Origin of the sequence: Kocuria sp. CPCC 205261 (assembly GCF_040981025.1) — a bacterium.
Taxonomy (GTDB): domain Bacteria; phylum Actinomycetota; class Actinomycetes; order Actinomycetales; family Micrococcaceae; genus Kocuria; species Kocuria marina.
Genome location: NZ_JAVKPU010000014.1, coordinates 17,239 through 32,100, shown reverse-complemented (window position 1 = coordinate 32,100; position 14,862 = coordinate 17,239). Strand labels below are relative to the sequence as shown.

The window sequence follows — 14,862 nt, the reverse complement described above, 5'->3', positions numbered from 1 at the left end:
GATCCCGTCGCGGCGCCGGAAGTCGAAAGCTGGGGTCACCGTGGACCGTTTCCAGGGCCTGGTGGGGATCGTCCTCATCCTGGGCATCATCATTCTCCTATCCCGCCACCGCACCGCGATCAAGTGGCGCACCCTGGCGGTGGGACTGCTGTTGCAGGTGGGCGTGGCGCTGCTGATCCTCAAGTGGGGTCCGGGCTACGAGGCCCTGAAATGGTTCTCCGGTCTGGTCCAGGGACTGATCGGATTCACGAACGAGGGCACGCAGTTCGTCTTCGGCGGGCTGCTCAGTGACAACAACGGGTTCGTGTTCGCGCTCAGTGTGCTGCCCGTGATCATCTTCCTGGGTGCCGTGATCGGTGCGTTGTACTACCTGCGGGTCATCCAGGTCTTCGTGCACGTGTTGGGCACGACGCTGAACAAGATCATGGGCACGTCCAAGATCGAGTCCGTGTTCGCGTCCACCGTGATCTTCCTGGGCCAGAGCGAGGCACCGCTCATGATCAAGCCGTACCTGAGCAAGCTCACCCGCTCCGAACTGTTCGCGTGTATGACCGGTGGGTTCGCCGCCGTGGCCGGATCGACCCTCGTGGGGTACTCCCTGCTGGGCGCACCGCTGCCCTATTTGCTCGCCGCGTCTGTGATGAACGCCCCCGGTTCCCTGCTTGTGGCCAAGGCCCTCATGCCCGAGACCGAGACCTCCGTGGCCTCCGTGAACACGCTGAAGGTCCGGGACACCGAGTCCAAAAACCTGATCGACGCGATCGGCAACGGCGCCATCAGCGGCGGCCGGATCGCCGTGATCGTGGGCTGCCTGCTGATCGCGTTCATCGCGCTGATCGCCTTGGTCTCCGCCGTGCTCGGCTGGGTCGGCTCACTCTTCGGTTTCGAGGGCTGGTCCCTCGAGGGGCTCTTCGGGATCATCTTCGCGCCGCTCGCGTGGGCCCTGGGCGTGCCGTGGCACGACGCCGCACAGGTGGGCAACTTCATCGGCCAGAAGACCATCCTCAACGAGTTCGTGGGCTACACCGCGTTCGGCCCGGAGATCCCCAACCTGGATCCCCAGTCCGTGCTGATCACCACGTTCGCGCTCGCGGGCTTCGCCAACCTGTCCTCGATCGCGATCCAGATCGGTTCCATCGGCGGGCTGGCCCCGGACCGACGCGCGGACGTGGCCCAGCTGGGCTTGTTCGCCCTGCTCGGTGGGTTCCTCACGAACATGCTCAACGCCGCGCTCGTCGGCGTGATCATGGGGCTGTGACGTGGCTGCACGGCCGGTGACCGGAGCGCCGTCGTGGACCTGACCGCGCGGGACGTCCAGTCCCTGGAGGCGGCCCGGCTCTACCACGAACGCGGCCTGTCCCAGGCGGAGGTGGCCCGGACACTGGCCATGTCTCGCCCCACGGTGTCCAAACTGCTGCAGCACGCGCGCGAGCGCGGTTTCGTGAGCATCGAGATCCGGGACCCCCGCACGGTGTCCACGGACGTGGGGCGCGAGCTGTGCTCCGCGTTCGGGCTCGCCCAGGCTACCGTGGTGGCCGATGCGGAGACCGAGCACGAGTTGCTGCACAACCTAGGTGTCGCCGGGGCGCGCATGCTCGAGGAGAATGTGGCCGACGGCGATCTCGTGGGGATCACGTGGGGTCGCACCATGCGCGCCGTGGCCCAGGCGCTGACCCCCCAACCGCGTAGCGGCGTGCACATGGTCCAGCTCAAAGGCGGCAGCAGCCTGGCCTCACCGGCGGCGGGGCACTTCGAGACCGTGCGGATGTTCTGCACCGCGTTCAACGCCTACCCCCACACGCTGCCCCTCCCGGCGCTCTTCGACAGCCCCGAGGTCAAACGCCTCGTGGCGCAGGACCGGCACATCGAGTACGTCCTGGACTTGGGCCGCAGCGCCCGGGTGGCGGTGTTCACCGTGGGCTCCGCCGGACGGGACGCACCCCTGCTCGCACGCGACTACCTGACCACCGAGGAGCGGGAAGGGGTCGCGCAGCGCGCGGTGGGTGACCTGTGTTCGCACTTCATTGACGACGCCGGCAACCCCGCCGTGCCCGAGCTCGACGCCCGCACCGTGGCCATCCCCCTGGACTCCCTGCGGCACAAGGAGATCCGGATCTGCGTGGCCGGCGGCGCGGCGAAGACCCCGGTCCTACGCGCGGCACTGCGGGCCGGGTACGTGTCCCACCTCGTCACCGACGAACGCACCGCCCGCACCGTCCTGGGCTGAGCCGGCGGCGCGGTAGTGGTGGGACCCGCATGGTTCGACGTGATCCCGGCGGTGTCGGCCCGAGCCACACCCGTCCCGGTCCCATGGCGCGCGGTTGCTCCGCGCACGGTCACTCCCCGTATGACGCCGCCCGGACCGGATCACTGCCGCGCGCGCGGCTCCCCCAGGATCTCCCGGGCGATGGCGTCCGCGTCCGCGATGGTCCGGGCACCCAGGTGGGCCGGTGCACCGGCCTCGGCCGCGATCGACACACCCCACTGCACCGAGGACAGTTGCAGACCGATCACGTGGATGCCGGGTTCCACCGCGTCCTTGTCCCCCACGGCGCGGTAGACGAACGAGCCGGCCGCGGCGTCGTCGTCGTGGGCACCCCGCGGACGCTCGCGCGAGACGTCCAGACCCGTGCTCGTCTCGGGGCTCGCGCCGTCGCGCGTCTCCATGAGTTTCGCGCGCACCAGGCCGCGCTCGTGCATGTGCGTGAGCAGCGGGGAGATGTTGCGGTGGACGTCGTTGCTCGGGGACATGGCCTCGATCATCCACCGTGAGCGCACGGGTGCCGCCTCGACCCACGGGGACGCGGCCACGAAGTAACCCTCGGAGCGGTCCACCACGAAGCGCGGTTCGGGACCCAGGAACCGCACGATCCCTGCGCGGGTCAGCGCGGCGAGCTGCTGGATCCGCAGCACGGGCGGTCCGGAGGCCAGCCCCTCCACGAAGGGTTCGAACTCGCGCTGCAGCTCGTGGACCCAGGACGAGTCCGAGATGCCGATCTCCGCAAGGACGCACTTGAGCACGCTGCGCGCGGCATTGAGGGAAGCGATCGCCATTTTGACGGGATCGTCCTCACCCTGCAGGGACCCGTGGACGTCCCGGTCCAGGTAGTGCACCACGGCGGCCGCGTACTCGTCGTGGCTCGCGAAGCTCACGTCCTCGAAGGGCCGAGCGAGCCGGGCCTGCTGCAGTTGCCGCCCGGGGACCACCGAGTCCGAGATCAGCGCATCGCTCTTGCGCGCCCAGTTCACGTCCGTGCGATCCGTGAGGATTTCATCCAGCCGGTCCAGGAACGCCCGGGGGTCCCCCAGGAACGCGTCCGGTGCCGTGCGCGCGAGCACCACGTAGTAGTTCCACACGGCGTCCTTGCGGATCAGGGGTCCGAGTTGCCGGTCGAAGGACAGCTCGCCGGGGCTCGAGGCCGCAACGTGGCGCACCGCGTCCACGGTGAAGAAGCGGGTCTGCAACGACGCCGCGTAGTACCCCCGGAGCCGCGGCTTCGCCCGATACGGCGTTCCGCGACGCGAGCCCGCCACGATCTTCGGTTCCCGTCCGGAGGGGTGGTACACCAACCGTTCAGGGTTGTCCAGATCGGTCGTGAAGCGGCCTCCCCGCCCCTCGGTGAGCTGGGCGAGCGCGTCGCAGAAGTTCAGGCCCATGCCCCGCACGAGCACCGTCTCGCCGTGCGGTAGATCGGGCCACGCGGCGTCCGCGGGCACGGTGGGCGGCCAGTACGTCAGTCCGTGTTCGGCGGCGCCGTCCACGAGTTCCTTCTGGGACGGACGCAGGTGCGCGTCCAGGTGGCCCAGCGCGAGCACGACAGCGTCCGCGGGCAGCACCACACCGCCCGCGAGTTCCACGGAGTAGCGATGACGCCCGTCCGTCCTGACCCACGCGTCCACGGCCTCGGCGCGGTGCACCGTGAGCTCCACGGTGCGCGGCAGGTTCTCCCGCAGGGTCGCGAAGACCCACGCGAGGTAGCGCCCGTACGTGGCGCGCGGCGGGTACCCCTGCGGGGTCAGCCGCGCGAGTTGGTCGCGTTGCTCGTCCGTGAGCGGGCTCACCGGGGTGATCTCCCCGGCGACGACGCCGCGGCGCCACCGTTCGAAGCTCACCCCCCGCAGGGACTCCAGCGCGGGGACTGCCAATGCGCCGTCGGCGGCGATCACGGTGGGGAAAAGAGAAGGGGTGTTCATGAGGAACAGCTCCGACTGGTCGGTGCGCCACACGTGCCCCGGTCCGGGAGGAAAAGGATCCACCAGGTCCACGTGGACGCGGATCCCATGGGCGGCGGAGTGCGCCGCGAGCCGTTCCACCACGGACAGGCCTCTGGGACCCGCTCCCACCACCACCACGCGTTGCTGAATCACCACGTCCTTCAGGATAACGAAGGGTGACCCCCGTTCGGGCCGGGCATGAATCCGACGTGGACGTCCGGCCGGTGTCGCGCTCGAGTGCTCGACGGACCGACCAGCACACCACCCGCGGGCGTGCCGCGGGCCTGGCGGAGCGCTCCCGATGCGCATGTGCACGCGCTCGTCTGTGACCGTTACCCTTACAGGGGCCCGGCCCCGGAAGGCCCGCCCGACCCCGTCCGCTCCAACGCTGGGAACCTCTCCATGTCCTCTGCCGCTCCGGCCGAACCACGCACGCTCGCCCCCCAGGGCACCACCGGGACCATTGCGGTGCTGCTCGTGGCCGCGTTCGTGGTGATCCTCAACGAGACCGTCCTGAACGTGGCGCTGCCCCACATCATGGGAGACCTGCACGTGGACGCCGCCACAGTGCAGTGGGTGACCACGTCCTTCATGCTCACGATGGCCGTGGTGATCCCCACCACCGGGTTCCTGCTACAACGCTTCAGTACCCGCGCGGTCTTCGCCCTGGCCATGGGCAGTTTCGCGGCCGGGACCCTGCTGGCCGCGCTGTCCCCGAGTTTCGGGGTGCTGATCGCCGCGCGCGTGATTCAGGCCTTCGGCTCGGCGATCATGCTCCCGCTGCTGATGACCACCATCCTCATGCTCGTCCCCCAGCAGCGCCGCGGGGTGGTGATGGGCAACGTGTCCATCGTGATCTCGGTGGCCCCCGCCCTGGGTCCCACGCTATCCGGGTTGATCCTGGCGCACTTCCCGTGGCGCACGGTGTTCTGGTTCGTACTGCCCATCGTCCTGCTGGCCCTGGTGATCGGCCTGCTGCGGTTGCGGGACGTGAGCGAACGCGGGAGCCTCACACTGGACCTGCTGTCCGTGGTGCTGTCCGTGCTGGGCTTCGGTTCCCTGGTCCAGGGCCTGTCCGTGGTGGGGGCCGCCGGTTCTCACGCCGGCGCCGAGTCCGGCTGGCTTTCCACGACCGCCGGCGGTGCCACCGTGCTCGCGCTGGGCGTGGTCCTCGTGGCCCTGTTCGTGTGGCGGCAGATCCGGTTGCAACGCAAGGACCAACCGTTCCTGGACCTGCGCACGTTCCGGCACCGGGACTTCACGGTCTCCGTGGCGGTGCTCGCGCTCGGCATGATGGCGTTGTTCGGCGGTGTGATCGTGTTGCCCCTCTACCTGCAGACGGGCCGCGGGCTGGACACCCTGCAGACCGGCCTGATCCTGCTGCCCGGTGGGCTCATCATGGGTCTGCTGGGACCGCTCGTGGGTCGGTTGTTCGACGCGTTCGGCCCCCGCCCCCTGGCTGTTCCCGGCGCCGCACTGTTGACCCTCGTGATGTTCGGCTTCTCCCGGTTGCAGTCCGACACCCCCGTGTGGTGGATCGTGACCCTGCAGATCTCCATGTCCGTGGGGCTCGCGCTGATCTTCACGCCCGCGTTCACCTCCGGGCTGAACCCGCTGCCGCCGCAGTTGTACTCGCACGGTTCCGCGACGCTGTCCACGTTGCAACAGGTGGCCGGCGGCGCGGGCACGGCGTTGCTCGTGGGCGTCCTGCAGGCCGGCACCGTGATTCACGGACAGGCCGATGGCACCACCGTGACCGATTCCATCCCCGGTGTCCACGCGGCATTCGTCACCGCCACGGTGATCGCGGCGATCGTCCTCGTGCTCACGTGCTTCATGCGCCGCTCCACCCCCACGGAACTGACCCGCGTGGGGGACGACGCCGCTCGGTAATGTCCGCGCGCGGATGCCGCAGCGCTGTCGTACCCCGCCCACGAACCGCTCGAGAACATCCGAGGCCCGAAAAGGCACGCTGCCAATCGGTGGCGTGCCCTTTCGGGCCAGGAATGCAGCGGGTGGATCACCGCGGGGCGGTCACTTGATGCGGGTGACCTTGACACCCCCGCGCGGGGTCCAGGTGTACTGCGTGCGCTCGCCCGTCTTGATGTTCTGGAACCGCTGGTAGGCGCCGGTGGACGTGCGGACCTCCGGGGAGATCGGGTACCCCGCCTTGGTCTCGTACCCCTTGCGGACCCAGACCCGGCCGATGCCCGAGCTCTCGACGATCGGTTGCGCACCCGTGCGAGCGCTCCACAGGATCTTGGTGGTCTTGCCCGAACGCGGGTCCACGAAGCTTTGGTAGTAGCCTCCCGTGGCGGTGCGCTGCTCGTTGTTGAACGGGATGCCCACCGCGCGGGCACCGCCCAGGCCCTCGTGGCGCGAGCCGATGCCCGTCCACGTGCGGACCTCGCGCACCCCAGTGCGGGAGGACCAGTAGAGCTTGGTGGTGCGCCCGTTCTTCACGAAGTGCTGCACGACGCCGCCCACGCCCGTGTCCCGCTCCCCGGTGGTCGGATTGCCGTAGACGCCCGCCCCACCGTGGGACTTGTAGTACGTGGCGATCGCCCCGCGCGTGGTGGGCGCCACCGCGCGGGCGGCGCGCACCGCGTCCACCTTGCGGTAACCGTTCACGTTCACGCCGGTGTCCCGCAGGGTCTTGCGGATGGCCTCCACGCCGATGTTCGGGTTGCGTTCCTTCATGAGCGCGATCACCCCGGACACGTGCGGCGCCGCCATGGACGTCCCGCTCAGGTCCCCGTACGAGGGAGCGCCCAGGCTGAACGCCCCCGTGTTGACCGTGGACCAGATCGGCGCGTTGGTGTCCCCGCCCGGGGCTGCGACGTCCACCATGGGCCCCCAGTTGGAGTAGCCGGTGATCCGGTTCTGGGACGACGTCGCGGCGACCACGATCGCGCCGCCACAGTTGGCGGGGGCGGCGAGATTGGCGCTCTTGCCCGCGTTCCCGGCCGCGACCACGAGCGGGACCCCGATCTTGTGCATGCGGTTGACCGCGTTCTGCATGACGGGTGCGCACGTGGGAGCGTCCCACGCCTCGGAGAGGTTCACGACCTTGGCGGGGGTCGTGTTGCGCGGGACCCCGGGGATGGCGATGCCCGCGGACCACATCACACCGTCCGCGATGTCCGAGACGTACCCGCGGCCGTCCGCTCCCAGGACGCGGGCGTGCTGGATCCGGGCGTCCGGGGCCACCGCGGCGATACCCGTGCGGTTGTTGGTGTGGGCCGCGGCGATCCCGGCCACGTGCGAACCGTGCCACCAGTTGGGCCGCCCGGGGCTCCAGTCACCCTCGTCCTGCGGGTTGCCGTCCCGGCCGTTGCCGTCCCGCGAGTGGTACAGGTCCGAGAGGAAGTCGTACCCGCGCACCGTGCGCTGAGTGAGGTCCGGGTGGTTGATCTGGCCCGTGTCCGCGATCCCGATCACCACGCCGTTACCCGTGCCGTGCGACCACGCGGAGGGCACACCGATGTTGCGGGGACCCCACTGGTAGTTCCAGTAGCGGTCGTTCGGGGCGGACGCCGTGTGCGCCGCGAGCCCGTTGACCACGATCAGGTCCGGTTCCGCCGATTCCACGGCGGGGTCCTTCTCGAGGGTCTCGACCACCGCTTGCTGCTCCGCCTTGTCGAGCATCGTGTCGGATTCCACGACCTGCTCGGCGTTGCCCGTGGTCTTGACGATCTCCGGGTCCTCGATCTCGGTGGCCGTCTCCACCTCGGTCAGGACCTCTTCCTTCTGCGCCTCGGGGACGTGGTCCTTGAACTTCACCACGACCCGGTCGGTTTCCGCCAGGACCTTGCCCTGGGCGCCCGTTCCTCTTCCGAGGGATTCGACGCCGCCCACGGTCGGGGGTTTCGTCTGAGCTTGTTGTTCCGGGGTGGGTCCCTCCGGGGGTGCCGCCGAGGCGGGTGCGGCCGTGGCCAGCAACAGCGCGGAGACGGACAACGTGAGAAGTGTTCGTGCGGAGCGTCGTGGCATGATGTCCCCCTCGGGAATCAGCTCGCGGAGGCGGGATCAGCACCGGATCGAGGTGGCTAACGCCCGTGGGCGGGAGCACCGGACTGCGAGTGCCACGGACTTTACCAATGTAAATATCGCGAGGGTACCCCCGACACGAACGAGGGCCCCACATGACGTGTGGGGCCCTCGACATTTCGCGGAGACGGGGGGATTTGAACCCCCGGTCCGGTTTAACCCGGACCCTTCATTAGCAGTGAAGTCCATTCGGCCGCTCTGGCACGTCTCCGTGTCGTTCGTGATGCTCTGTTCCATGAGAACGAGCTCATCCCAAAACAACGGACGTCAGCTTATCGGCACGGTGCGCGAGCGGTCAAAGCGGCGGGCGCGTCGTTCCCACCGGGATGCAGCGGCAGCACACCCCGGCGTGGTAGTCATAGTGCGGGGCGTTGTGCTCCGTCCGCTTCCGCCCGAAAGGTCTTCGTCCCGTGCGATCACTCGTTGTCACCGCGTGGTTCCCCGACGCGGAAACCCCCAGCCGCACCCCCTTCATCGTGGAGCACTGCTGGGCGCTGCAGGACGCGGGCCACGACGTCGCGGTGGTGCACGTGAACATCGGTCGACGCACGCGCACCACGGAGCAAGAGGTCTACCAGCGCATCCCTGTCACCCGCGTGTGGCTCGACGTGACGGATCCGCGCTCCTACGCGCACGTGACCCGCGTTCTCTCCGCCGGGCTGCGCGGCGCGGACGTGCTGCACACGATGGCGTTCTCCGCGGTCCTGCTGAGCGCACCGGCCTGGGCCGTGCGACGGCTGCCCTGGGTACACACCGAGCACTGGAACGGAGTGGTCAATCCCGCGAGTGTGAATCCGCTGTGGCAGCGGTTGGCGTGGCTGCGACATGCCTTGCGACTGCCTCACGCGGTCACGGGCGTGACCGCCGAGCTGTGCACCGAGATGGCGCGCTTCTCCCGCCCCGGGGCGACCCACGTGGTGCCGTGCGTCGTGGAGAACCCTCACCCGGCCGCCGAGTTCCCGGCGAGCCCGCCCCTGCGACTGGTGGGCGTGGGGGCACTCATCGAACGCAAACGCCCTGTCCTGGCGTTGGAGACCGTCGCGGAACTGGTGCGCCGCGGAGTGGACGTGCACTACACCCTGGTGGGCAAGGGCCCCCTCATGGAGTCCCTCCCGGAGACCGCCCGTGAGCTGGGCATCGAGGACCGGGTCGAGCTGACCGGGGCGGTCCCCCCGGCGGAGATCGCCCAGCGGCTCTCCGACGCGCACATCTTCTTCCTCCCGAGCGCCCAGGAGAACTTCTTCACTGCGGTTGCCGAGGCGATCGCGGCCGGACGGCCCGCCGCGGTCCCCCTGAGCGGTGGGTTCGACGACTACTGCACCCCCGAGAACTCGGTGCTCACCCACAGCTGGGACGTCTCCGTACTCGCGGACGCGATCGAGACCGCGCGGGACCGCTTCCGTGAGGCCGATCCGGCCGCCATCGCCGCCACCGTGCGCTCCCGGTTCTCCCGTGCGGAGATCGGTGCGCAGTTCTCCCGGCTCTACCGTGCCGTGACGCGGGACGCGTCCGGTCGACACGCGAGTCGATAAACTCCACGATGTGACATCCTCCCCCACCTCAGGCTCCCCCTCTCGGCGGTGGCGGGGAATCCTCTTCCCCCCACCGAATCACGAGAACCGGGACAACCCCATCGGTTCGTCGTTCGCGTTAACCGTGATCGCCGTGTTCGTGCAGGGACTCTCCCGTTTCGGATACAGCCTGCTGGTGGGCAACATCCTGGGCAGTGAGATCCTGGGGCGGGTCAACCTGGCCATCTCCCTGGCCCTGTTCCTGGTCCTGCTGTGGCCGCAGGCCTCGGGCAACGCGGCGGCCAAGTTCATCGCCATGGCGCGCGGTCAGCAACACCGCGAGGAGCAGTTGTCCGTGGCGGTCTACACGTCACGCACCGCGGCCCTGGCCTCGGCGGTGCTGGCCGTGGTGGCGGTCGTGGTGGCCACGTACTTCCTGCACCTGCCCCCAAGCTACGCGCTGTCCGCGGGCCTGCTGGTGATCGCGCTGTCTGCCTACAACTTCGTACGCGGTGTGCGCACCGGCAACAACCAGTTCGTGACCACGGCCGTGTGGGACTGCATCAGCTCGGGGATCACCCTGACCCTCCTGCTCGTGGTGCTGCTGGGTGGTTTCACACCGCTGCTGCTGGTGCCGCTGAGCCTGGGCTACCTGATCTACGCGATCCCGGGCTGGCCGCACCGTTCCGGCGGCCCGCTGCCCACATCCCTCAAACGGCAGATCAACTCGTTCACGGCGTGGGCGTCCATCAACATCCTCACCGCTTCGGGTCTGCTGCAGCTGTCCATGATGCTCGGCAAGCACTACGACACCCCCGCCGCGGTGGGTCAGTACTCCGCCGCGGTGAGCATCGCGACGCCGGCCAGCATGCTCTCCTCCTCCATGCTCGTGGCCCTCGCGCCGGCCGTGGCCCGCATGTTCACCGCCGGGGACATGGCCGGCATGAAACAGCAGCTCGACTCCATCCTGCGGGTCATGGTGCTCATGTTCCTGCCCGTGTTCGGCGTGGGCATCCTCTGGGCGCCATACGTGATCCACGGGCTCTACAACGCCCGCGCCGAGGAGTTCACCGGGGCCGTCCCCCTGCTCATCGTCCTGTTCTTCGCGGTCTCCGCCACGAGCTTCAACGCCTCCAACTCGCGGCTCAACGGCGGAGAGAGCTGGGGGGTCCGCGCGCTCGCGGCGTGCAACGCGCTCGGGCTGATCCTGGGCGTCGCCACCGTCCTGTGGTGGGGTCCGCGGCTCGGTGTCATGGCCGCGGCCATGGGGTACCTGGTCGGCTGCCTCATCAGTGCGGTGGGGCCGCTGATCATTGTGTGGGTCCACGACCGCATGAAATGGTCCGGTCTCATGTTCCGGGTGATGTTGGGGTACGTGCTGATCCTGTCCGGGCTGTGGCTCGTGTTCACGCACCAGGGCGTGCTCGTGACCGTCCTGGCGACCGTGGCTTTCCTGGCGCTGTGGTGTGCGATCTCATGGCGTGATCTCGCACCGCGTGTGGCCATGGTCATGCGCAGGTTCCGTCGCGCCTGACCCCATCACGACGGCGGTCGGTTCAGTTCCGCGACCCCGCGGCGAGCGCCCAGCGGTAACGCAGCATCTGGACGGCGCTCGCGGCGACCACCCGCAGGGGTGCCTGCCGGCCCAGCACCCGGGTCCAGCGCTCGGTGAGCAGCGCCCCCGGCGTGGTGTAACGACGTCGCTCGGCCAGGGCCGCGAGCAACTCCCGCTCCCCCGCCCCCGGGGACAACAACAGCGCGACCCGCAGGTCCGCGCGCGAGAGCTGGTCCGTCACGTGCGGCGCGTACTGCGTCAGTTCTTCGAACACGGCATTCGCCGACCGCGCGTAGTGGGCGTCCCAGGCCCCCGAGCGCACGGCGTGCTCCAGAGCGGGGAAGAAGTTCACGCGGATGTACTTGAGGATGTAGGACCGCTTCAGCTCGTCCGGGACCCCTGCGAACCAGGGTTCGCGACCGAGATCCAGGGCGGCTGCCACGGTTTCTCGAATCGGGAGGAGCTGGCGCGAGATTCGGTCCGTACCATCCGCATGCATCAGCACCCCGGGGAGACCGGGCGCGAGATCGATCCGGTGTGCCCCCGTATAAAGGGCCATGACGAAGGACTGGTCCTCACCCGTTCTCGCAGACTCGTCAAAGCGAGCCCCCGTGCGCCTGACCGCGGACATACGGATCAGTCCGAATGCCGTGCTGCGATACCCCAGGCGGTCCTTCACGGGATCCAGATCCGAACGGCGCAACGGCCTGACGATGGGGGTGATGTCCACCCTCGGGTTCTCGTGGTGCTGGAAGGGCATGACCAGGTCGCTACCACGCCGCTCGGCGATCCTGAGCCACCGGGTCACCGCGCCGGGATCCAGGGTGTCGTCGCTGTCCAGGAAACTGATGTAGCGCGCGCTGGTGCGTCGTAGCGCCTCGTTGCGCGGCACGGCCGCGGTACCCCCCCGGTCCTCGGACTCGATGACGTCCACCACGGCGCGTTGCTCGACGCTCAACATGGAATGCACCTGCTCGGCGGTGAGATGATGCGCGACCGCCGTCACCCGGCACTGACCGGGGGCCGCACCGGGGGCCGCACGCAATGCCGAGGACACGGCCCGCTGCAAAGGTCGCGAGGTGGAGTGGACCGGGATCACGATGTCCACGAGCGGCGGTTGCGGGTGTTCGACCATGTCGCAAGGATAATTTACACACGTTTCCCGTCGCCTGGGTGTCCCCTTAAGAGTGCCCGATCCATCCCGCGGCGGCCCGATTCACCCCTGGGCGGCGAGTACGAACGGTAGCACCGCGTCCGCCCCGGCGAGGCGCAACTGCCGGGCCGCGACCGTGAGGCTCCACCGGCTGTCTACGAGGTCGTCCACGAGCAGCACGCTCGCCCGCGGCGCCCGCGCCAACTGTTCCGCGAGGGGCTCCGGGACCAGGAACCGGTCCCACACCTCGGCGAGCCGGTAGGCGCTGTTGCCGCCGTGGGAGCCGCGGGGGACGTCCGGGTTCAGTTCGAGCGAGCCCCAGAACGGCAGGTGCCCCGCGGAGGCCAGCCCGCGGGCCAGGGAGTCCACGAGCTGTGGGCGGGACAGTGACGGCATGGCCACGACCCCGGTGGGCCGTTCCTGCCAGTCCCACTGCGCCAGGACGGTGATGCTCGCGCGTCCCAGGTCCGCCGTGACCACCGAATCCACGGGATCGCCGTGCTCGTCCGATCGGAAGATCTCCCGCAACCGCTGCCCCCACCCGAGATCGGTGAGCCGGGCCAGGGCGCGGCCGCGTTCGGCGCGTTCCGTTTCCGGGATCTTCCCCTTGGCCTGCAACCCCAATCGATCCATGCCAGTGGGCCACTGCGCGCGCGGTTCCACGGGGACACCGGCCCGGTGCAGGGCGGCGTCCGCGGCGGCGGAGGCGTCGGAATGCACGGTGGTGGGGTACCACGGCCCGGCGCACACGTCGCACCGACCGCACGGTTCCGCGGTGGCGTCGTCGAGCTGACGGGTGAGGAAGCGCATGCGGCACTCGCTCGTGAACTGGTAATCCATCATGGCCTGCTGTTCCGCGATCCTGGCCTTGCGCACCCGCTCGTAACGCGGGGCGTCGTAGGTCCAGGGCTGGCCCGTGCTCTGCCAGCCGCCGGAGACCCGTTCCACCGCGCCGTCCACCGCGAGCACCTTGAGCAACAGCTCGAGCGGGGTGCGTTTGATGTTGACCCGCGGCTCGAGAGCCGCGACCGACAACGGGCCGCCGTTCTCCGCGAGCGCGGTGAGCACCGCGGTGGCCTTCTCCTCGGTGGGCATGGACGCGGTGGCGAAGTACTCCCAGATCTCCCGGTCCTCGCCGCCCGGTAGCAGCAGGACGTCCGCGGTGTCGGTCGCGCGCCCCGCGCGGCCCACCTGCTGGTAGTACGCCACCGGGGACGACGGCGCTCCCAGGTGCACCACGAAACCCAGGTCCGGTTTGTCGAAGCCCATGCCCAGCGCGGACGTGGCCACAAGGGCCTTGACCCGGTTCTCTTTCAGGGCGACCTCGAGTTCCTCGCGTTCCGCCGCGTCCGTGCGACCGGTGTAGGCCGCCACGGGATGGCCCGCCTCCGTCAGCGCTCGGGCAGTGTCCTCCGCCGCCCCGATGGTCAACGCGTAGATGATCCCGCTGCCCGGAAGCTGGTCCAGGTGTTCGAGCAACCAGGCGAGCCGTGTGGCGGTGGAGGGCAGTCGCAGCACGCCGAGCCGCAGGGACGCGCGGGACAGCGGACCGCGCAGGGTGAACACCTCGCCGCGGTACCCGGAGCCCACCCCAAGCTGCTCCCGGACGTCCTCGATCACGCGTTCATTGGCGGTGGCCGTGGTGGCCAGTACGGCCACCGAGTCCGAGAGGTCCGCGAGCAGGTCCTTGATTCGCCGGTAGTCCGGACGGAAGTCGTGACCCCAGTCCGAGATGCAGTGGGCCTCGTCCACGACGAGCAGTCCGAGCCGGGAGACGAGCTGTGGGAGTTGCTCGTCCCGGAAACGGGGATTGTTGAGGCGTTCCGGGGACACCAACAGGACGTCGATCTCGCCGCGATCCAGGGCCGCGGAGATCTCCGCCCACTCGGTGGGATTGGCGGACGAGATGGCCGCGGCGCGGACACCCGCGCGCTGGGCCGCCGCGACCTGGTCCCGCATGAGTGCGAGCAGCGGGGAGATGATCAGCGTGGGGCCGTAGCCCTGGGCCCGCATCAACAGCGCGGACAGGAAGTACACCGCCGATTTCCCCCACCCGGTGCGCTGCACCACGAGTGCCCGCCGGTGCTCCTGGACGAGTGCGGAGATGGCCTCGAACTGGCCGGGGTGGAAATCGGCGTGCGGGTTCCCCGTGAGCTCACGGAGGTGATCCAGGGCTCGGTCCCGGAGGGATGCGGTGTTCTCGTGCGCAGGCGCGATCATGACTCGAGTGTCCCAGCAGGTTCGGACACGCAGAAGCGACCGGAGCGCCCACCACGGCGCGAGGTGCGGCCCTCTGCATCAGGCCCCATGACGCGCCGGGTCGGGCGTACGACCCCTTAACGCGTTGCGTCCGCTGCGCCAGGACTCATTCCCCCGAA

9 protein-coding genes and 1 tRNA gene are annotated in these 14,862 nt (G+C 69.3%); 5 read left to right on the top strand and 5 right to left on the bottom strand.

The window, feature by feature from the left end:
* Nucleotides 1-40: 40 nt before the first annotated feature.
* The gene (locus RF646_RS12050; protein WP_368836091.1) at nt 41-1,258 is read left to right on the top strand and encodes a NupC/NupG family nucleoside CNT transporter; all 1,218 of its coding nucleotides are present in this window, start codon (nt 41-43) and stop codon (nt 1,256-1,258) included.
* 33 nt (nt 1,259-1,291) lie between these two features.
* On the top strand, nt 1,292-2,227 hold the full coding sequence (locus tag RF646_RS12045; RefSeq protein WP_035960564.1) for a sugar-binding transcriptional regulator: 936 nt from the start codon (nt 1,292-1,294) through the stop codon (nt 2,225-2,227).
* A gap of 140 nt (nt 2,228-2,367) precedes the next feature.
* On the opposite strand, the gene RF646_RS12040 is transcribed toward RF646_RS12045, so the two are convergent.
* A complete protein-coding gene (locus RF646_RS12040; protein ID WP_368836090.1) occupies nt 2,368-4,371 on the bottom strand; it encodes an FAD/NAD(P)-binding protein in 2,004 nt (667 codons plus the stop codon).
* Between the two features lie 246 nt (nt 4,372-4,617).
* On the opposite strand from RF646_RS12040, the gene RF646_RS12035 reads away from it, so the two are divergent.
* Entirely contained in the window at nt 4,618-6,108 is a 1,491-nt protein-coding gene (locus RF646_RS12035) for an MDR family MFS transporter (protein WP_144998954.1), read from the top strand.
* A 141-nt stretch (nt 6,109-6,249) separates the two neighbouring features.
* On the opposite strand, the gene RF646_RS12030 is transcribed toward RF646_RS12035, so the two are convergent.
* Both RF646_RS12030 and RF646_RS12025 read right to left on the bottom strand, forming a co-directional pair.
* Nucleotides 6,250-8,208, bottom strand: coding sequence for a S8 family serine peptidase (locus RF646_RS12030; protein ID WP_368836089.1), 1,959 nt, complete (start codon nt 8,206-8,208; stop codon nt 6,250-6,252).
* A 179-nt stretch (nt 8,209-8,387) separates the two neighbouring features.
* Nucleotides 8,388-8,476, bottom strand: a tRNA-Ser gene (locus RF646_RS12025).
* 199 nt (nt 8,477-8,675) lie between these two features.
* Between RF646_RS12025 and RF646_RS12020 the strand changes: the two genes are divergently transcribed.
* Complete coding sequence (locus tag RF646_RS12020) at nt 8,676-9,797, top strand: glycosyltransferase (protein ID WP_368836088.1); 1,122 nt, start codon at nt 8,676-8,678, stop codon at nt 9,795-9,797.
* 10 nt (nt 9,798-9,807) lie between these two features.
* Entirely contained in the window at nt 9,808-11,310 is a 1,503-nt protein-coding gene (locus RF646_RS12015; protein ID WP_368836087.1) for a lipopolysaccharide biosynthesis protein, read from the top strand.
* Between the two features lie 22 nt (nt 11,311-11,332).
* Here RF646_RS12015 and RF646_RS12010 read toward each other — a convergent pair whose 3' ends face one another.
* Nucleotides 11,333-12,466: a glycosyltransferase gene (locus RF646_RS12010; RefSeq protein WP_368836086.1), complete on the bottom strand. Its 1,134-nt coding sequence runs from the start codon at nt 12,464-12,466 to the stop codon at nt 11,333-11,335.
* A gap of 81 nt (nt 12,467-12,547) precedes the next feature.
* A complete protein-coding gene (locus RF646_RS12005; protein ID WP_368836085.1) occupies nt 12,548-14,704 on the bottom strand; it encodes an ATP-dependent DNA helicase RecQ in 2,157 nt (718 codons plus the stop codon).
* Nucleotides 14,705-14,862: the final 158 nt, after the last annotated feature.

Excerpts from the sequence above, each read along its gene's own strand:
- RF646_RS12030 (WP_368836089.1), bottom strand. The coding sequence starts at position 8,208 with ATGCCACGACGCTCCGCACGAACACTTCTCACGTTGTCCGTCTCCGCG.
- RF646_RS12010 (WP_368836086.1), bottom strand. The coding sequence starts at position 12,466 with ATGGTCGAACACCCGCAACCGCCGCTCGTGGACATCGTGATCCCGGTC.
- RF646_RS12035 (WP_144998954.1), top strand. The coding sequence starts at position 4,618 with ATGTCCTCTGCCGCTCCGGCCGAACCACGCACGCTCGCCCCCCAGGGC.
- RF646_RS12005 (WP_368836085.1), bottom strand. The coding sequence starts at position 14,704 with ATGATCGCGCCTGCGCACGAGAACACCGCATCCCTCCGGGACCGAGCC.